This is a genomic window from Neobacillus piezotolerans (genome assembly GCF_003362805.1).
In the GTDB taxonomy this organism is placed as follows: Bacteria; Bacillota; Bacilli; order Bacillales; family Cytobacillaceae; genus Bacillus_D; species Bacillus_D piezotolerans.
This window is the reverse complement of sequence record NZ_QNQT01000002.1, coordinates 629,270-646,775: the sequence shown is the minus strand read 5'-3', so window position 1 is coordinate 646,775 and position 17,506 is coordinate 629,270. Positions and strand designations below refer to the sequence as shown.

At 48.4% G+C, this 17,506-nt stretch carries 17 protein-coding genes; 9 read left to right on the top strand and 8 right to left on the bottom strand.

Going from position 1 to position 17,506, the window contains the following annotated elements:
- The first annotated feature begins 9 nt into the window (after nucleotides 1-9).
- The gene (locus DRW41_RS08120) at nucleotides 10-1,107 is read left to right on the top strand and encodes a GerAB/ArcD/ProY family transporter (protein WP_115451451.1); all 1,098 of its coding nucleotides are present in this window, start codon (nucleotides 10-12) and stop codon (nucleotides 1,105-1,107) included.
- On the top strand, nucleotides 1,094-2,173 hold the full coding sequence (locus tag DRW41_RS08115) for a Ger(x)C family spore germination protein (protein ID WP_115451450.1): 1,080 nt from the start codon (nucleotides 1,094-1,096) through the stop codon (nucleotides 2,171-2,173). The genes DRW41_RS08120 and DRW41_RS08115 overlap by 14 nt, the downstream gene beginning before the upstream one ends.
- Before the next feature lie 53 nt (nucleotides 2,174-2,226).
- On the opposite strand, the gene DRW41_RS08110 is transcribed toward DRW41_RS08115, so the two are convergent.
- The gene (locus tag DRW41_RS08110; RefSeq protein ID WP_115451449.1) at nucleotides 2,227-3,387 is read right to left on the bottom strand and encodes an FtsW/RodA/SpoVE family cell cycle protein; all 1,161 of its coding nucleotides are present in this window, start codon (nucleotides 3,385-3,387) and stop codon (nucleotides 2,227-2,229) included.
- A gap of 645 nt (nucleotides 3,388-4,032) precedes the next feature.
- On the opposite strand from DRW41_RS08110, the gene DRW41_RS08100 reads away from it, so the two are divergent.
- Nucleotides 4,033-4,815, top strand: coding sequence for an undecaprenyl-diphosphate phosphatase (locus tag DRW41_RS08100; RefSeq protein ID WP_115451447.1), 783 nt, complete (start codon nucleotides 4,033-4,035; stop codon nucleotides 4,813-4,815).
- A 194-nt stretch (nucleotides 4,816-5,009) separates the two neighbouring features.
- Here the strand turns inward: DRW41_RS08100 and DRW41_RS08095 are convergent, their stop codons facing one another.
- Nucleotides 5,010-5,660: an FMN-dependent NADH-azoreductase gene (locus tag DRW41_RS08095; RefSeq protein ID WP_115451446.1), complete on the bottom strand. Its 651-nt coding sequence runs from the start codon at nucleotides 5,658-5,660 to the stop codon at nucleotides 5,010-5,012.
- A 313-nt stretch (nucleotides 5,661-5,973) separates the two neighbouring features.
- Here DRW41_RS08095 and DRW41_RS08090 point away from each other — a divergent pair, with 313 nt between their 5' ends.
- From DRW41_RS08090 to DRW41_RS08075, 4 genes are all read left to right on the top strand, one after another.
- Complete coding sequence (locus tag DRW41_RS08090) at nucleotides 5,974-6,924, top strand: helix-turn-helix transcriptional regulator (protein ID WP_115451445.1); 951 nt, start codon at nucleotides 5,974-5,976, stop codon at nucleotides 6,922-6,924.
- Nucleotides 6,917-7,783, top strand: a complete 867-nt coding sequence (locus tag DRW41_RS08085; protein WP_181884465.1) for an ABC transporter substrate-binding protein — start codon at nucleotides 6,917-6,919, stop codon at nucleotides 7,781-7,783. The genes DRW41_RS08090 and DRW41_RS08085 overlap by 8 nt, the downstream gene beginning before the upstream one ends.
- Before the next feature lie 254 nt (nucleotides 7,784-8,037).
- The gene (locus DRW41_RS08080) at nucleotides 8,038-8,736 is read left to right on the top strand and encodes an ABC transporter permease (protein ID WP_115451653.1); all 699 of its coding nucleotides are present in this window, start codon (nucleotides 8,038-8,040) and stop codon (nucleotides 8,734-8,736) included.
- Nucleotides 8,733-9,467, top strand: coding sequence for an ABC transporter ATP-binding protein (locus DRW41_RS08075; RefSeq protein WP_115451444.1), 735 nt, complete (start codon nucleotides 8,733-8,735; stop codon nucleotides 9,465-9,467). The genes DRW41_RS08080 and DRW41_RS08075 overlap by 4 nt, the downstream gene beginning before the upstream one ends.
- Nucleotides 9,468-9,908: 441 nt before the next feature.
- Here the strand turns inward: DRW41_RS08075 and DRW41_RS08070 are convergent, their stop codons facing one another.
- From DRW41_RS08070 to DRW41_RS22645, 3 genes are read right to left on the bottom strand one after another with little or no spacing between them, the layout of a single operon-like run.
- Entirely contained in the window at nucleotides 9,909-11,282 is a 1,374-nt protein-coding gene (locus tag DRW41_RS08070) for a HAMP domain-containing sensor histidine kinase (protein ID WP_115451443.1), read from the bottom strand.
- Entirely contained in the window at nucleotides 11,275-11,973 is a 699-nt protein-coding gene (locus DRW41_RS08065) for a response regulator transcription factor (RefSeq protein ID WP_115451442.1), read from the bottom strand. The genes DRW41_RS08070 and DRW41_RS08065 overlap by 8 nt, the downstream gene beginning before the upstream one ends.
- The gene (locus DRW41_RS22645) at nucleotides 11,951-12,256 is read right to left on the bottom strand and encodes a hypothetical protein (RefSeq protein ID WP_222928840.1); all 306 of its coding nucleotides are present in this window, start codon (nucleotides 12,254-12,256) and stop codon (nucleotides 11,951-11,953) included. Before DRW41_RS22645 ends, DRW41_RS08065 begins: the two co-directional genes overlap by 23 nt.
- Nucleotides 12,257-12,693: 437 nt before the next feature.
- Between DRW41_RS22645 and DRW41_RS08060 the strand changes: the two genes are divergently transcribed.
- A complete protein-coding gene (locus DRW41_RS08060; protein WP_115451441.1) occupies nucleotides 12,694-14,058 on the top strand; it encodes a sensor histidine kinase in 1,365 nt (454 codons plus the stop codon).
- 301 nt (nucleotides 14,059-14,359) lie between these two features.
- On the opposite strand, the gene floT is transcribed toward DRW41_RS08060, so the two are convergent.
- Complete coding sequence (gene floT / locus DRW41_RS08055) at nucleotides 14,360-15,886, bottom strand: flotillin lipid rafts scaffold protein FloT (RefSeq protein ID WP_115451440.1); 1,527 nt, start codon at nucleotides 15,884-15,886, stop codon at nucleotides 14,360-14,362.
- An 11-nt stretch (nucleotides 15,887-15,897) separates the two neighbouring features.
- Nucleotides 15,898-16,440: an NfeD family membrane protein gene (locus DRW41_RS08050; RefSeq protein WP_115451439.1), complete on the bottom strand. Its 543-nt coding sequence runs from the start codon at nucleotides 16,438-16,440 to the stop codon at nucleotides 15,898-15,900.
- A 199-nt stretch (nucleotides 16,441-16,639) separates the two neighbouring features.
- Between DRW41_RS08050 and DRW41_RS23590 the strand changes: the two genes are divergently transcribed.
- Nucleotides 16,640-16,774, top strand: a complete 135-nt coding sequence (locus DRW41_RS23590) for a hypothetical protein (RefSeq protein WP_281272293.1) — start codon at nucleotides 16,640-16,642, stop codon at nucleotides 16,772-16,774.
- An 84-nt stretch (nucleotides 16,775-16,858) separates the two neighbouring features.
- Here DRW41_RS23590 and DRW41_RS08045 read toward each other — a convergent pair whose 3' ends face one another.
- Nucleotides 16,859-17,236, bottom strand: coding sequence for a hypothetical protein (locus DRW41_RS08045; protein WP_115451438.1), 378 nt, complete (start codon nucleotides 17,234-17,236; stop codon nucleotides 16,859-16,861).
- Nucleotides 17,237-17,506: the final 270 nt, after the last annotated feature.

The following is a 17,506-nucleotide window of genomic DNA, read 5'->3' as shown; positions in this document are numbered from 1 at the left end:
GTGGATAAAATGGCAGGATTGGTTCCCGATAAATATAAGGTCTCCCCATTCCTCGTCTTTTTCCTTATCCACTCATCGCAATTTGGGGTCGGCGTCCTCGGTTTTCAGCGGATTATCGCGAAAAACGCGGGCTATGACGCCTGGATTGCCATCCTGATTGGCGGGCTTGCCATCCACCCTTTTCTTTGGATGATTTATAAAATGGCGGGAATTGCTGGCGGGGACATTGTTTCTATTCATGAATTCACTTATGGGAAAATGCTTGGAAAATTAATCACACTGCCTTTTGTCGTCTATTTTTTGCTGTACAGCGTTGTTACATTAAGGACCTTCATACAAATCGTCCAGGTCTGGATGTTCCCTGAAATCAGTTCGTTCTGGTTGGGGCTTGGGTTAATCCTTCTTGCGCTTTATGTAATCCAGGGAGGTTTCAGGACGATTACTGGAATGGTCTTTTTCGGAATCATCCTGACACTTTATTTAATGTTGATTTTTATTTACACAATACCCTATTCCGATTATTCGGACCTGCTCCCTATTTTCAATCATTCCTTTAAGCAAATCGGGATCGCGGCGTTTAACATGTCCCTTACTTTTAATGGCTGGGAGCTTATACTTGCCTATTATCCTTTTATTAAAAATCCCCAGGCCTCCCATAAATGGGCGCAACGAGGAATTTTGTTCACAACCCTTGCCTATGTTTACATTGCCGTCATTTCTTTCGGCTATTTTTCCGAAGGGCAGCTGCAGCGGAACATTTGGGCAACTCTTTCGATGTTCAAGATTGTTGAAATGCCTTTTGTCGAACGTTTTGAATATATAGGGATTGCCACGTGGCTGTTAATCATTATTCCAAATATCTGCCTTGGCATGTGGGCGGCTACAAGATTATTAAAACGGACCTACAAAATAAAACAAAAATACAGTGTGTATGTATTTGCTGTACTCATGCTGGTTTCAACGGTTTTATTAAGGGGCAGGGAACAAGACGACTTTCTTAATACTTTTACAGGGAGAACCGGGTTCGTTATTAATTTTGGATATATCCCCCTTCTCTTTATTGGAGTGCTTATCGCCAGGAGGGTAAAAAGAAATGGAAAAACGTAAATGGATTGGCTGTCATATTGTTATTTCCTCGCTGCTTCTATTGGGTGGCTGCGTGAATACTGAAATCATCGATGATGTCCGGCTTGTGACAGGGATTGGCTACGATTTAGGTGAAGGCGATAAGGTTGTCGGCACAGCATTAATCCCCTATTATTTGCCCGACCAAAAGATTGAGAACAATACGCTGACGTCTTCCGCCTCGCCTACCCGGGACCTATTTAAAAATTATCAGCAAATGTCTTCAGATCCGATCGTTGGGGGCGCACTGGAGGTGGTATTGTTCGGGATGGATTTTGCGAAAAACGGGATTTATCAAGTGGTTGATTCACTCGGGCGCGATCCCGGTGTTGGAACAAAAATGTTTTTGGTGGTTGTTGATGGCGAAGCGCGGGAACTCCTGGAGGGGCAATATGGGAAACGGGGAAACTCATCATACATTGCGGATTTGCTCGACCATAATATTAAAACAAGGGATATGCCAAAAACAAACTTACATCTATTTATGTCCGATTTTTACCAGACGGGCAAAACCTCCTTCCTGCCGATCATCAAAAAGAAAAGCGAGACCGCAGTTGAAATCGCCGGCCTCGCTTTGCTGAACAACGGGAAGATGGTTGACAAGATTCCCCGAAACAAAATGTTCTATTTTAAACTCATGGCCCAAAAACATAGCGGGGGGTCAATCCGGGTAGACATTGGCAAACATAAGGCAGTCGTTGAGAGTATAAATTCCAGGCTAAAGAAGAAAATTGTCCGCAGAAATCCATATGAAATCGACGTCCACATAAAAATGAAAGGCTACCTCAACCAATATACAGGGCGCGGCCTCAACCAGAAAATCATACACGAAGTCGAGCGGACATTAGAAAAACAAATCCGCTCAAATGCTGGGGAACTCGTCAAACAATTCCAAAAAAAAGGAGTCGATCCTTTCGGTTTCGGGCACTACGCCGACTCAAGAATCCGCGGCTTCGACTACAAACATTGGCGGAAGTATGACTATAAAAGCTTAAAAGTCAACATCAAGCCCCACGTAAACATCGTTGAAAGCGGCGTTATCGAATAAAACCGGGCGCTTTAAAATTCAATAATAAGAATAGGTGGCCGGCATCCAGGCACCTATTCTTTGGTCGAGAACATGTATTTTTTGTAATGGTAGCGAATGGAGAAAATCAGTGCGATGGCGAGCATGTTGCCCATGAGGGAGCTGCCCCCGTAGGAGACGAAGGGCAGCGGGATTCCGGTTATGGGAAGGAGCCCGATAGTCATGCCGATGTTCTGGAAGACGTGAAAGGTAATCATCGAAATGACGCCGACGCACAAGTACGTATAATAGTTATTTTTTGTTTCCATCCCTACCTTGGTGATGTGGTAAATAAGCAAAAAGAACAGCGAAATCAAAATACTCGCGCCGACGAAGCCGAACTGCTCACCGACCACCGCGAAAATGAAATCCGTATGGCTTTCAGGAAGATACACTTGCAATTTGCCGAAGCCTTTCCCCTCCGTTTGTCCGGAGCCAATTGCAAGAAGCGAGCGCGTCAGCTGGAATCCAGTCGAGCTTTGGTAATTGTACGGGTCTAGCCATGAATAAATACGTCCAAACTGGTATGGCTGGACGCCGAGGTATTTCTCAAGCAGCTCCGGCTTCCAGAGGACAAAATACAATATTCCCGCAGCAAGCGACAGGCCTCCCGCAAAAATCGGGACAAGCAGCTTCCATGTAATGCCCGAGATGAAAATCATCCCAACCAGGATTGCGATGAAGACGAGGGATGTGCCAAGGTCGGGCTGCCTCATGACAAGAATGAGAGGCGCAAATGTGGCAGCGGCCAATTTTCCAAGGAGGATAAAGTCGGTTCCCATCGTTTTGGACGGGTATTTCTGGTGATGATCCCAAATGAGCCTGGATAGGGCCAGCACAATAAAGACCTTCACAAATTCAGACGGCTGCAGCGATCCGATCCCCGGCACCTTGAACCACGATTTCGCTCCATTAATGCGCGGGGCAATCGACTCGGGTGCGAGGATGATGGCCAAAAGCAGCAAGAGTCCGAAACCATAGGCATACCAGGTTATTTTTTTCAGTTGGTCGGAATCAAGCGAAATAACAGCGGCAATGATTCCGCTGCCAACCGCGTACCATAGTATTTGCTTTAGAAGGAAGTTCCCCTGGTATTGGCCGGAACTTTGCGCGCTGTAGATGGCTATGCAGCTTGAGAGGAAAAGCAGCAACAGGATCAGTGCGAGATTATAATCTATTTTTGTAGTATTTTTCATTTGGGCGGTGCTCTCCTTTGTCCCGTCCTCAGTTGTACGGCAAGGGTTTTGTATGATACTTTCCGGGGCTGCCCGCCGCGTGATGCAGGAAATCCGCCTGGATCCGGGCCGTTAATCAAGTGTCCCGTGTTCCATGGTCCAGAAATTACCTGATGGCGTGGCAGTTCATTACAGGGTGAAAATTTTTAGGTTAATGAGGGCATTTTTTAAAATTCTTCTAGATTACTTATTTAGGTGCAAAATCGTATATTCAAATTTCCCTGAATACGATTCGGCTCCAATACTTCATTATATTTTCATCCGGTGGAAATCTCAACTTAAAAGGGGAGTACTGGGTAAAATTGGCTTGCCCAAATTTCTTTTTAATATGTTTCTCTAACCCGTAAGCCACCTTCCACCCGTCGCCACGTTGCCTTGTTTTGTTCTTGACTGCCGTGCATGCGGGCTACTAAAATGAAAGGGCATGCTGGAATTTCCTGTTTAGTTTTCCCTATTAACAGGTTTTCAGCCTGGGCTATTGGATTCATTTTACGCATACATATTTAATGGACTGGCCGTTTTCCACTGATTGGGCATGCGCCAGAAGGGCATCATCCTATTTTCGGGTTCCATTACGGAGCCATTCATGAAATCTGGAGGTACGCGATGTTAACGAAAATTGAAGCGTTCATTTTGGGGCTGATCCAGGGATTGACGGAGTTTTTGCCGATCAGCTCGACCGGCCATCTGTATCTTGGGCGGAACTTGTTTGGCCTGCAGGAAGCGGGACTTCTGCTCGATACGATGCTCCATGTCGGCACCCTTGCAGCTGTATTCGTTTTTTACAGGCACGAATTTTTAAAAATACTCAAGAACCCGTTCGGCAAGCTGACATGGCTGCTAGTTATCGGTACGATTCCAGCTGTGGTCGTAGGGCTGCTGCTCAAGGATTACATTGACGAAATTTCAAAAACAGGCTCGACAATCGGCTGGGAATTCCTCATTACCGGGCTTTTCCTCTGGATGGCCGAATCGATTAAAAATGGCCATAAGAAAATGGAGGATATCTCCTATAAGGATTCATTCATTATTGGGATCTTCCAGGCGGTGGCTATCATGCCGGCGATTTCGCGTTCGGGTTTTACGATTGTGGCCGCTCTATGGCGGAAGCTTGACCGGGAGACAGCCGCCTATTTCTCGTTCCTTTTGTCGACCCCGGCCATTGTCGGAGCGGTCGTCCTTCAGTCATTTGATTTGATGGAAGGCAGTGCGGAAACGATTTCCCTCTCCGCGCTCGCCGTCGGTATTATTTCTTCAGCCATTTTCGGCTATATCGCGGTTAGGTGGATGATTGGCTATTTGAAAAACCACTCCCTGAAACCATTCGCGATTTATGTATGGATTTTGGGCGTTGCCGTCCTCTTCTTCCAATTTACAGGCAAATTTTAAATCATTTTTGCACCCGTCCCTTCCAGGCGGGTGTTTTTCATGAAAATGGAACCCTCGACAATTTCCTAGGAAATACAACATCGTGTTTCACTTCCACATGGCCGGCCACGACAAAATAAGGCCTGGAGCGTTTTCCAGGCCTTGTTTTTTCGAACCAACCCATGAATATTCCGATCTGGCTATTCAGCCGCCTCTTACCCTCTCGCCATCGTACGAGCGGCTTCGGCCGCGCTTTCTTTTGCTGCCGCCATGATGGCCGGTACTTCTTTCGGAAAATGGTCGACGCCTTCCGCGTAAACGGTCGGGAGGACTTCTATCCCGAGGAAACGGAGAGCGGTTGTCAAGTACTGGTCGCCGAAGTTGAAATCCTTAAGCGGCCCCTCTGAATAAATCCCGCCGCGTGTCTGCAGGTGGATGGCCTTCCTGCCTGTCAGCAGCCCATGCCGGTTGCCAGGATCGGGGTCAAAGGTCTTGCCGGCGATGAAAAGGTTATCCATGAACGATTTTAAAATTGCCGGCGAGCCAAGATTCCAGATCGGGGACACAAATACATAGTAATCATTGTCGATGAAACGATCGGCAAGTGCGTGCATATCGGAGATTTGTTTCCTCTCCCCTTCGCTTAATTCCTCTATCTTTTTCCCCATGAAGCTCAGTTTCGCGCGGGCATATAACATGTCCATGTCGATTACCGGGATATCCATATCGTAAAGGTGCATATGTGTAATTTCAACGTCCGGCTGCTCCTGCTTGAAGGCATCAATAAACGCCTCGCCAAGCTGCATTCCTTTTGAAAGTTTGCTGTCGGTTTTTGGTGTCGCGGTAACGTAGAGAAGCTTTGCCATAAACATCCCTTCCTTTTATACGAATTGACTCTCTTCCATAGTACAGTAAAAATCATCTGTGAGTCGTTGAACAATCAGTGACGTTTATGGAGATTATGTGAAAGCCGCCCAAAAATCCATCTGGTCGAAGCCATCGTGATGGCCAAAAAGCCAAGCAATTCCAAACGAAACTTAATAAAACCAAATAAAATTAAACAATCTGTAACATATCTCACTTCCCCTTGCATTGGAAATGGTTTACTATGAAAGTGTCAGATTATTTTAATTAACCTCTCAAAGAGCCATTAATCGACAATGAAAAGGAGGTTCTTTCGTGGAATTGAAAGCATATACGCCCGATGAAGTAGCGCGGATCTTCCAGATTTCAAAACATACCGTGTATGAAATGATCAAACGCGGCGAGCTTCAAGCATTCAAAATCGGCAATAAGATGCGCATCGAGCACGATGAAATCGAGCGCTACAAGGAAAGCATGAAGGCGCCGGCCCGAAAGACAGCCCCTGAGCAGCAACAGCAACCCGCGCCAAGCAGGCAAATCCAGGCGCGTCTTGCCGGAAGCCACGACTTCCTCGTCGAGCATCTTGTTAAGGAAGCGGCGGCGGCCCAAGGACTCCAAATCCAGCCAACCTACATAGGCAGCCTTGAAGGCTTGATGATGGTATACCGCGGACAGGCGGATATAGCGGCGATGCACCTTCTTGACCCGACTTCACAGCAATACAACCTGCCGTTCATCCATCAGCTGTTCGTCTATGAAACAATCTCCGTCATACGGCTCGCTTCCCGCGAGCAGGGCTTCATTGTCGCAAAAGGAAATCCGAAAGGCATTATTGGATTCAGCGACCTTACCCGGAAGGATATCCGTTTCATCAACCGTCAAAAGGGTTCCGGGACGCGGTTCCTGCTCGATTCGAAGCTCCTGGCGAGCGGCATCGCGCCTGCCGATATTAATGGGTATGAAAATGAGGAATGGACACATCTTTCGACTGCCTCCCACATCAGCAGGGGGGCCGCCGATGCGGCATTCGGAATCCGTTCAGCCGCAAGCCACCTTGGCCTTGACTTCATTCCGGTCGCGAAGGAGCAATTCGACCTTGTTTTCCGCTGGACAGATGAAAACCGGGAAACACTCGGCAAATTGGCTTCTTACATCCAGTCGGAAAATTTCAAACGAAGCCTCTCAAACCTCGAAGGCTATGACATTAGCGAACTTGGCGCAAAAATCTATGAAACCACTCAACCGGAGGAATCTGCAAATGTTTAAAAATCGCTATCTATCTGCAGTAATGGTCGCATTCATGCTCTTGTTATCGGCTTGTTCAAGCTCTGGAACAACTTCCGAAAAGAAACCGGCTGATAAGGAAAAAGCGGCGGAGCCGCCTCAGGAAGTCATACTCGCCACAACAACGAGTACCCAGGACAGCGGACTTCTCGATGAGCTCATCCCTGTCTTTGAAGAAAAGTATAACGTAGAGGTAAAAACGATTGCCGTTGGTACAGGCCAAGCGCTCGAAATGGGCACGAAAGGCGAAGCGGATGTCCTGCTCGTACACGCCCCTGAAGCCGAACAGGCAGTTGTCGATGCCGGCGACGCAGTCAACCGCAAGCGGGTCATGTACAATGATTTCATCGTCGTCGGTCCAACCAGCGACCCTGCCGGAATCAAGGGCGTGCCAACGAAGGAAGCCTTCAAGAAGCTGGCTGAGTCAAAAGCCGTTTTCGTTTCCCGCGGCGACGATTCAGGTACGCATAAAAAAGAACTGGGCATCTGGAAATCCATTTCCGCTACACCGGGCGGCGACAATTATGTTGAAAGCGGCCAGGGAATGGGGCCTACCCTGCAAATCGCCTCTGAAAAACAGGGCTACACCCTGACTGACAGGGCGACCTACCTTGCGCAGGAAAAAAATCTGCAAGATTTCGGTATTATCGTAGAGGGCGACCCTGATCTGCAGAACATTTATCATGTCATGCAGGTCAACCCTGAAAAGCACGACAAAGTCAACGCCAATGGCGGCGAGCAGTTCGTCGAGTTCATGGTCGACAGCAAAACCCAAGACATGATTGAAGAATTCGGCAAGGAAGAATACGGCCAGTCGCTGTTCTTCAAGTATACCGAATAAATGCCCTTCTTCTGGTAAAAACAGAAGCAGCGCCGCTCCATCGGTTCACTTGCCGCGGGGCGGATCCAAGCAGTAGCAAACAGGATCTTCCCTTCCTGTTTCTATAGAGTTCCCTTATATTTGCCCCCGTTTTCGCCAAGGACGGGGGCAACCCTATTTTATCCGGGGGAAGTTTTGTAGTTTAATGGAATAGAATACTTCTTTTGCAACTATCGGTTGAACAAACCCCACCATACACGAAAGGCCTGTCTGCGATGGATTTGATTGTTGATGGTTTTTTAAAAGCAATAGAGATGATCCTGTCCGGCGACAGGGAAATAGTCGAAATCACACTGCTGACCCTCAGGGTGTGCTTTCTGTCCATCCTGATCAGCACGCTTATCGGGATACCATTCGGGATGCTCGTCGGGCTCGCGCGGTTCCGGGGGAGGAGCCTTTTGATGGTGTTCATCAATATCGGCATGGGGCTGCCGCCAGTCGTCGCGGGCTTGAGCATCACAATCATGCTCTGGCGCTCGGGGCCGCTTGGCGACTTGTCGCTCCTTTATTCGCCCACCGCCATCGTGATGGCGCAAATCCTTGTGTCGCTGCCTATTGTGACCGGGCTTACCGCATCAGCGTTCCAGGCGCTTGACCCGAAGCTTCTTTTACAAATAAATGCCCTTGGTGCTACGAAAGCCCAATCGCTCTGGCTGCTGCTAAAAGAAGCAAAAATCGCCATCTTCGCCGCCGTCATGGCCGGATTTGGCCGGGTCATAGCCGAAGTTGGCGCAGCGATGATGGTCGGCGGCAACATAAAAGGAGACACTCGGATACTAACTACTTCGATTGTTATGGAAGTTTCAAAAGGCAACTTCGATGTTGCCATTGCCTTGTCCTTTATCCTCATGTCGCTGGCGTTTTTGATTACATTTATCCTAACATCCCTTCAGCAAAGGAAGCGGCCGCTATGAATCCATATCTGCACTTTCAGGGCATCAAGCATTATTTTGGAAAAAGGAAGGTCCTTGATATCCCCGAGTTTTCAATCTCTGGGGGTGATTTTCTTGGCGTAATGGGGCCTAATGGCGCAGGAAAAAGCACGTTTTTGAAAATTGCATCCTTCCTGGAAGCGCCGGTGGAAGGAACCATTTCCTACAGGGGCGAAACTGTTCCGGAAAACGGCGCGCCGCTTGGGCTGCGGAGAAAATTTTCAATCGCGCTCCAGCAGCCGCTGCTCCTTGATACAACGGTTTCGCAAAACATCGGGGTCGGCCTGAAGTTAAGGAAGATTCCACGCATGGAGATTGCCAAGCGGGTCGATTTGTGGATGGACCGGTTCCAAATCAGCCACCTGGCCCGGAAAAACGCCCGTTTCCTATCGGGCGGCGAGGCGCAGCGTGTGTCGCTTGCGCGTGCGATGATCATCGAGCCGGAGATTTTGTTTCTGGACGAGCCGTTCTCAGCACTTGATTTTCCAACAAAAATCAAATTGATGGAGGATTTCCGGGAGATTTTCGCCAGTTCCGGGACAACCGCGATGTTCGTTAGCCACGACCTGATGGAAGTGAAGTTTTTGACGAGCAGTCTTGCAATCATGGTTGGCGGGGAGATCAAGCAGTCCGGTGCCACCCTGGACGTATTGGCCGAACCGAATGAAGCGGCCGCGGAATTTCTTGAGGTTTGGAAGAAATATAGTATTTGAAATGGGCATTCTAACAGGCGGTCTTCCAGCTGCCAGGGATAGTCTAATGCACGTGGCTAGTTCGTTCATCCACATGTGGATAATGATGAGTTTGTGGATACCACCCCTTGATTTCGGGTGGTATTTTTGATTTTTCTGGGGATAACCGGGGATTGGCTGTGGAATTGTGGACATGTAAGGAGCGAAATGGGGATAAACCGCTGGAATTGGGCACTTTCGGCGAATTTTTAAAATTAATTTTCTGACCTGTGGATAACATCTGAACGGGTTGTTCTATCTAATGAACAGAAATATTTCTGTTGCTTCCGCCGTCTCTAGCAGTCTCCGGAAAGATAATGGATATCCCCTCTCCACCATTCCTCGCCGCGCTGCCCAAACCGCGCAAAAACCACCCCAATCAAGGAGTGGTTTGCTTTTCAGGACGCGGCCAGTTCCCGGAATTCATTCTTCTTCGCGTGGAAACCAAAGCGTCATCTTTGTACCTTTTTTCAACCGGCTCTTCACTTGGATGCTGCCTTTATGGGCATCCATGAGCGCCTTCACAATCGAAAGGCCGATTCCGGCGCCGCCCGTTTTCCGGTCGCGCGACTTGTCACCGCGGTAAAAACGTTCGAATATATGCGGGATATCTTCCTCGGCAATCCCGCTCCCTTCATCCTGAATAATGAAGCCGACCGAGTATTCATTGCCGCCAGCCACGGAAATGGACACTCTTTTCCCCTCAGGCGTGTATTTTAGCGCGTTGTTAATCACATTCGAGAGGATTTGCATCACCTTGTCCTTGTCACCGTAAAACCATTCTTCCCTGTCAGGAAGGCTGCAAACAAGCTCCACGCCCTTATTCGCAAAGGACGGCGAAATCATTTCCCGTAAAAGGGATAGGACAGCGCCCGCTTCAAGCCTCGCCATCTGCAATTGGATTTGCGGATTTTCTGCCGCGAGCAATTTTTCCAGTTCGTTCACAAGCCGGACGAGCCGCATTAATTCCTCATGGCTTGCTTTAAGCCGCTGCGGTGTCGGCTCCCAGATGCCGTCCTGAAACGCCTCGATCTGGCTCCTCAATGTAGCGAGAGGGGTTCGCAGCTCATGAGCGAGATCCCCCGTGAACTGCTTGCGGAGCATTTCTTCTTTCGCTAGCGATTCGGCGAGATTATTGAACGAAATCGCCAGTTGCTTTACCTCTTCAGGCAGCCCCCTGAGTGGAATCCGGATTTCCAGGTCATGATTTTGGAGCTGATTTGCGGCAAATTGGAGCTTCTTCAGCCCGGACGTCAGTGTTTTTGAAAAAAACATCGAAAAAATGATTGCGATAACGACGGTTAGGCAAACCGCCCCGTATATATACAGCTGGATCGTCTGCAGGAATGTTGATTGATCCTTAATAAATCCCCGTGGATAAATCGCGACCACCTCTCCAACCGCCTTATCGGTGACAATGAGCGGATATGACTTGGAGAGCCAGCCTTCCGTATTTTCCGGCACGGCAATCCCCATATTGTTCATTACGGCCCTGATCGCAGATGTATCCCGCCGAGTATGGCCGGCAACATCGTAAACCTGAAAATAAAGCTGCTCTGTCAGTGCGTATTCATTCATCAATCTCAGAGTCTGGTCATCTACCAATTTCCCTTCACGCTGATACCCGGCTTTTACAAGATTGACAACCCTCTCGATCTTCTGGTCGCGGTTCCGCTCAAGGTAGTTGTTGAAACTCTTGTCGAACCCCCACTGGATAAAAAGGCTGACGAGCACAATCCCGACCATGGACACGAACAGGATGTAAAATAACAGTTTCGCCCTCAGCGTCTTAAGCATTGGGGATGCCCCCGAATTTATAGCCCATCCCGAACACTGTCACAACAAACTGCGGCTGCCTTGAATCGAGTTCGATTTTTTTGCGTAGATTCTTAATATGCGTATCCACGCTCCGTTCATAGCCTTCATAAAACATGCCCTCATCCTGGATCTTTTCAAGCAAATCCATCCGGCTATACACCCGTCCCGGATTCTCGGCCATATTCGTCAAAAGTTTGTATTCAATCGGGGTCAAGTTAACCAATTCCCCATTTATGGTCACTTCTTTTTTCCCGGTATCAATCGAGAGGCCGCCTTTGAATTGAAGCTTGCTGGACTTTTCAACTGATTTTTTGGCCCGGCGCAAAATCGCCTGGACCCGGACGACAACTTCCCTGGGCGAGAAAGGCTTAGTCACATAATCGTCCGCCCCCATAACAATTCCATTGATCTTGTCATCCTCACCCGATTTCGCAGTAAGCATGAGAATCGGGACCTCCGACTCCTTCCTGACAAGCCGGCACACTTCCTCCCCGGAAATGTCCGGAAGCATTAAATCCAATATAATCAAATCAGGGTTTTCCGACCGCGCCATCTTAAGCGCATCCACCCCGTTATCGGCTTTCGCAATGGCGTACCCTTCCCGTTCCAGGTAGGCCTCGAGCACTTCAATTATCATTTTTTCATCGTCAACAATGAGAATTTTCGCCATAAATATGCACTCCTTCCGCCACCTCCATCATACCATCTAAAACGCACGGCAAATTTGAACAATTTTCATCTTCACAAAAACCACACAACTTCTTCATACCATCTACATTCCCTTTTTTTATGATAAAGATGTGGTAAGGAAGGGGATGAAAAAGCCCCAGACGAACCCAAAATTCAGGAATCGATCCTGAAATGCCGTAAGGAAATAAGCAGAATGCACATGGTGGGGCCATGACAGCATGAAGCCTAAACCGACAAGGCAAATCAGATTGCTCAATACGCAACACTGACTGAACATCTGTTTTACCCAGTTTTTTGTTTGAACTATCTAGCTTTACCTTAATTAACCTCCCTTTAATAATACGGGCGCCTGCGACGCAGGGCCCACTTTTTTTTGCCGTTTTTGAAGCAGGTGACGGACCCCCTGGTTTAATGAATCACCCGGGAAACCACTCGTTTGCGGCAGCCTGGCCGCTTGCGATAGCCGCGAAACCTCCCCGCCGGCACAAACCAACAACATTCATAAAAACACCATCACAAAAAACCCGCGAAATGATGTATCCTAAATTTATCTCCATTAAGAACCACTTCCGCAAATGCGGTCCAATTATAAGATTTACTATCCGTTCGGGGCTGGCGTGCGTTTCAACTAAGCCGACACATAAAAATCATGTTCTTTACTTCCCGAATACTTTACTTTTCGCATTGGAGGCCGAGTCCCATGAACAAACTATCCTTCAAAATCGGCCTGGTCTTTTTGGCCGCCATCATCCTGCTTCAAATCGTCCTTATGGTTTTCCTTCACAGCAACATCATTCACTCCCGGGTCCACGATGAACTCTCAGCCTTGATGACACGCGGCAATAACCACCGCGAAATCCTCGAAGCAAGCTTCCATGAGGAAACCATTCGCCACATCGCCCTCATGGAATCAAGAACCGACACGATGGTCATCCTGACCGATACGTACAGCTCGATCCTCATGTCGTCAAACACCGTTACCCCGGCCATGAAGACACTTATGGGCATGCGGCCCGATGGCGTTCCCCGCCAAGGCATGATTCTTGAGGACGACTGGGAAAACCGTCCATTCATCGCCTCCGTCACCCCTGTCAAGATTGATGGCGGCTTGAAGGGCTATATTTACATGTTCCAGGATACCGGCAAGCTGAAGGAGCTTATCGCCAACATGAACCGGCATTTCCTTATAGCCGGCCTGTTTTCGATCCTGTTCATGATTGGGGTCGTCGCCTTCCTATCCCGCTTCCTCACACTGCCGCTGGTCAGGATGAACGAGGCAACGAAGCGCATCAGCAAAGGGGATTTCTCGGTCACTCTGCCAAAACTGTCCCGCGATGAAGTCGGCGAGCTCGGCCAATCGATTGAAATCCTCGCCCGGGACCTCGAGCTTTTGAAAAAAGAACGCAACGAATTTCTCGCGAGCATCTCGCACGAACTCCGGACCCCGCTCACCTACATTAAAGGCTACGCGGAAATCGCCCGGCGTCCCGATCTCACAGCTGCTGAACGCGACAACTATCTCTCAATCATCCATGAAGAATCCGGCAAACTCGCACAGCTCATCAAGGAACTCTTCAACCTCGCCAAAATGGACGAAAACATCTTCACCGTCGAAAAAACCGGCGTCGAGCTCAAGCCCTTTTTCAAAGCCCTTTTTGAAAAATTGGCCCCCGTTTTCAGGGAACGGCAAATCGACCTCCGTCTCGATTGCCCGGCGGGGCTGAGCGCCTGTATCGACCCTACGCGCTTCGGGCAAGTGATCGTCAACCTTTTGGACAACGCCCGCAAGTATTCCGATCCGGGAAGTGCCGTCACAGTGGAAGCGGCTCCATTGGATGGCGGAAGGGTACGAATTTCAATCCGCGACACTGGATGGGGCATTCCCGAACAAGACCTGCCAAGGATATTTGAACGCTTTTATCGCGTTGACAAATCCCGGACCCGTGCGCTCGGCGGCAGCGGCCTCGGCCTCGCCATCGCCAAACAACTCGTCGAAGCCCACGGCGGGACAATCTCCGCCAAAAGCCAGCAAGGCCATGGAACTGAATTTGAAATTATCTTATAGAATACCGGGTGCCCTTAATTGGGTACCCTTTTTTGATCAGTGACTTAGAAACTTCCGGATGTAACTTTGGTGAACTTCAAGATAAAACAGAATAATCTCAAGAAAAAAATCCAAAACTTCACGATAAAACTCCAATATCTCACGATAAAACCAAAAAACTCAACGAATCGCTAGCACACCGCTACCTAACTGCTAGCAGCCTATCCTCCCCCCACAATAAACCCCAAACAAAACCTCCCTAAAACAAAGAAAAGCCACTCCAGCTAACTGGAATGGCTTCTCGATTCTCTATTGTATGCAATTACAGCTTTACAGGTTCCTTTTGGGAATCATCCTTCATAACTGTTTCGATAACATTTTGGCGAAGGGTGTTTTTACCTGCATAGCTTTCAATCAGTTCCTTCAGATCGATGCCGCTGGATGCTTTCAGTGTTTCCTGAAGGCCGGCCATCAGGTTGGTCGCGTAGCCGGTCACTCGGTTCGCGCCGCTGTTGGCACCGCCGCCTCCAGTATCGACGATGGAAATCTTGTCAATGTTCGCAAGTGGAGCGGCAACCTGCTTCGCGTACTCAGGAAGCATTTTCATGATCATGTCCATAACGGCTGCCTGGCCGAACTGTTCAAACGCTTCGGCGATCTTTTGCTTCGCTTCCGCTTCGGCAAGACCTTTCAGGCGGATGATTTCAGCATCAGATTCACCCTGTGCCCTTACAGCGTCAGCCTTCGCAAGACCGTCGAGGCGAATGCGCTCCGCTTCTGCTTTTGCCATCGCTTCAATACGGTATTTGTTCGCTTCCGCTTCAGCTATCTGCTTTGCCTTTTCAGCGGCAGCAGCTTGCTCAACAGAGTAACGGTCTGCGTCCGCCTTCTTCTTAACCTCGGAGTCGTATTGGCGCTCACGGCGGAGGATTTCTTTTTCCTCAAGCTCGATTTGCTTCTGGCGCTCAATGATCTTGATTTGCATCTCCTGCTCGGTTACCTGCTGCTTTGAGCGGGCAGTTTCAAGGTCGTATGCCTGGTCGGCACGGGCTTTCGCGCTGTCCTGCTCGGCGCGGAATTCAGCGACCTTCAGTTGGTTGATCTTTTCAGCTTCAGCGATTTCAGTTGCACGCTCAAGCTCGGCTCGCTTCGCTTCCTTGGCGGCTTCCGCCCTTTTGACGCGTGTTTCCATTTCCGCCTCGGCTGTCGCAATGTCCGCATCACGCTTTACCTGGGCAATCCGCGGTTTACCAAGCGAGTCAAGGTAACCGTTTTTATCACGGACATCTTTAATTGTGAATGAAACAATCACAAGACCCATTTTTGCAAGGTCCTGGGAAGCGACACGCTGGACTTCCTGTGAGAACTTGTCACGATTCTTATAAATCTCTTCAACAGTCATCGAACCGAGGATGGAACGGAGATGCCCTTCAAGGACTTCCTTCGCTTCGTTCTCGCGGTCCGATGTCGCTTTGCCGAGGAACTGCTCTGCAGCGGTGGCGATTTCGGAAATCGAACCGCCGATTTTAATGATCGCGACGCCGTCCGCCATTACCGGAACGCCCTGCTCAGTGTAAACTTCCGGAGTCGTAACCTCAAGCTTGCTCGAAAGTAAACTCAGCGGCTGTGACTGCTGGAAAACCGGCAGGATGAACGTACCGCCGCCGCGGATAATCTTGATTTTATTGCCGGACTCATCCACATGGACGTTCTTGTTGCCAAGCATGCTGCCTGTCACAATCAGCGCCTCATCCGGGCCGGCCGTCTTATACTTTGTAACGAAAACAGCCAAAAGCGCTACAACGACGAATACCGCTATCCCTATTGCAATCAACGTCAAATCAATCATCTAATCTCCTCCTAAATCCACTCTTGTTCTAATTTTTCTTTTACAGCGACCTGAAGCACTCCGTTGGCCGTATCAACAACCAATACATCCTTGCCGGAACCGATTTCGGTGCCGTCATAGCTTGAAGCCGGCTTTGCGATCCTTCCGCTGATGCTGTCAATCATTACCTCGCCGTACCCGTTCACAGGTATGGACGTGATCACTTTTCCAATCCGGCCCCGTAAATCGGAGTCATTGTAGGAAAGCGACGCTTCCGCCTGGGATAGGGGCACTAGGACAAAAACATTCAACAAGGTTACAAGTATGGCGGAAATTCCCGCGGAAATCAAAAGAATCACAAGTGACGAAAGAGCCGTCACCTTTTCCAAAATAAACCCACCGGCCGACAAAAAGGTTATGAACGAAAATAAAAGGACGGGATTTAAAAAATCAAAGCTGTCCAACAGGCCTGACAAAAGATCGCTAAACAGCACATACAGCAGCGTCAACGCGCCGGCTATGATAAGGCTGTACAGGTAAATTGTCTCAATTGGCACGCCATTAATCGTTTCCATTTGCCATCACCCCCGTTTAGTCGTCTTCCCTTTTATTTTACAGTAAGGTATACGGCAATTGACAGGTAAAGTTTCATTTCCTGCAAAAATTGTAAATATTTTTAAAAAATTTGGAAAAGGCCTATCCGTTTCCCCTTTTCCCAAACAGGGTATATGAATAATAGCGCATAAGACCATGAGTAGAAGGGAGTGCATCGCCATGGAACCGATTGACCATCTGGCATGGGTCGTAACAACAGTACTTGGCATCTCCTTCATCGCTTCATTAATAGCCGTTGCGAAAAAACCGAATTACCTCACTGACAAACTTAAAAGACAGGACTACCATAAATAACGCACTGACCTCCAAAATCAGGAGTAAACTTTCATTTCAACAAAAAAAGCTTAGAATTTCTCTAAGCTTTTCCTATTTTAACTGCTATTCCAAATCCTTCGCAAACTCGAACCTCGTATCTATGTCCCAATAACCGATAACCGTGTTTCCTTTAAATATGTAAAAAACATGCTCAACCTTTTCCTTCTTATTCTCAAAAATGAGGAAGCCGTAGGGCAGATAATCGTATGTGAATCCCGTCCGCCGCATAAACTTCCTCGGGCTGTCATTAATCCTGTCTATAATACTCTCGATTTGTGATTTCTCGGTTATAATGGCGGCCGTCTTATCCATTTTTGTGATCGTCAGTTTATCATACTCTTCCTCTATGATGTTATAATTGTACGCCCCGATGACAATAATCAGTAAAATGCACGCCATAAAACCAACAATGGTAAGCGAAATCTTCCCCCACCTTGCCACCTTCCCCCCTCCTTTGTATTTGTTTTCTACTATTTTACCACTCGTTTCCATTAATATGGCAAAAAACCAGGATTACAAGAGTTGGGAAATATTTTGCAATACACAAAAATGGGGTAAACACATCAACCGGCTGGCAAGCCAGCATAGTTATGAATGGCTTTTTGTAAGAAAGAGCCCAAGGCTGGGACCTTTTCGCCATTTCCCTTCAAAATACCGCGCCTGCATCCATCTTTGGACGAGGACACCACTCGATTCAAAAGGTGAAGGCCA

Coding starts and splice junctions, on each gene's coding strand:
- DRW41_RS08075 (WP_115451444.1), top strand. CDS start 8,733: ATGAATCCATATCTGCACTTTCAGGGCATCAAGCATTATTTTGGAAAA.
- DRW41_RS08120 (WP_115451451.1), top strand. CDS start 10: ATGGCAGGATTGGTTCCCGATAAATATAAGGTCTCCCCATTCCTCGTC.
- DRW41_RS08115 (WP_115451450.1), top strand. CDS start 1,094: ATGGAAAAACGTAAATGGATTGGCTGTCATATTGTTATTTCCTCGCTG.
- DRW41_RS08080 (WP_115451653.1), top strand. CDS start 8,038: ATGGATTTGATTGTTGATGGTTTTTTAAAAGCAATAGAGATGATCCTG.
- DRW41_RS08060 (WP_115451441.1), top strand. CDS start 12,694: ATGAACAAACTATCCTTCAAAATCGGCCTGGTCTTTTTGGCCGCCATC.
- DRW41_RS08085 (WP_181884465.1), top strand. CDS start 6,917: ATGTTTAAAAATCGCTATCTATCTGCAGTAATGGTCGCATTCATGCTC.
- DRW41_RS08100 (WP_115451447.1), top strand. CDS start 4,033: ATGTTAACGAAAATTGAAGCGTTCATTTTGGGGCTGATCCAGGGATTG.
- DRW41_RS08070 (WP_115451443.1), bottom strand. CDS start 11,282: ATGCTTAAGACGCTGAGGGCGAAACTGTTATTTTACATCCTGTTCGTG.
- DRW41_RS08110 (WP_115451449.1), bottom strand. CDS start 3,387: ATGAAAAATACTACAAAAATAGATTATAATCTCGCACTGATCCTGTTG.
- DRW41_RS08065 (WP_115451442.1), bottom strand. CDS start 11,973: ATGGCGAAAATTCTCATTGTTGACGATGAAAAAATGATAATTGAAGTG.
- DRW41_RS23590 (WP_281272293.1), top strand. CDS start 16,640: ATGGAACCGATTGACCATCTGGCATGGGTCGTAACAACAGTACTTGGC.
- floT (WP_115451440.1), bottom strand. CDS start 15,886: ATGATTGATTTGACGTTGATTGCAATAGGGATAGCGGTATTCGTCGTT.
- DRW41_RS08095 (WP_115451446.1), bottom strand. CDS start 5,660: ATGGCAAAGCTTCTCTACGTTACCGCGACACCAAAAACCGACAGCAAA.
- DRW41_RS08050 (WP_115451439.1), bottom strand. CDS start 16,440: ATGGAAACGATTAATGGCGTGCCAATTGAGACAATTTACCTGTACAGC.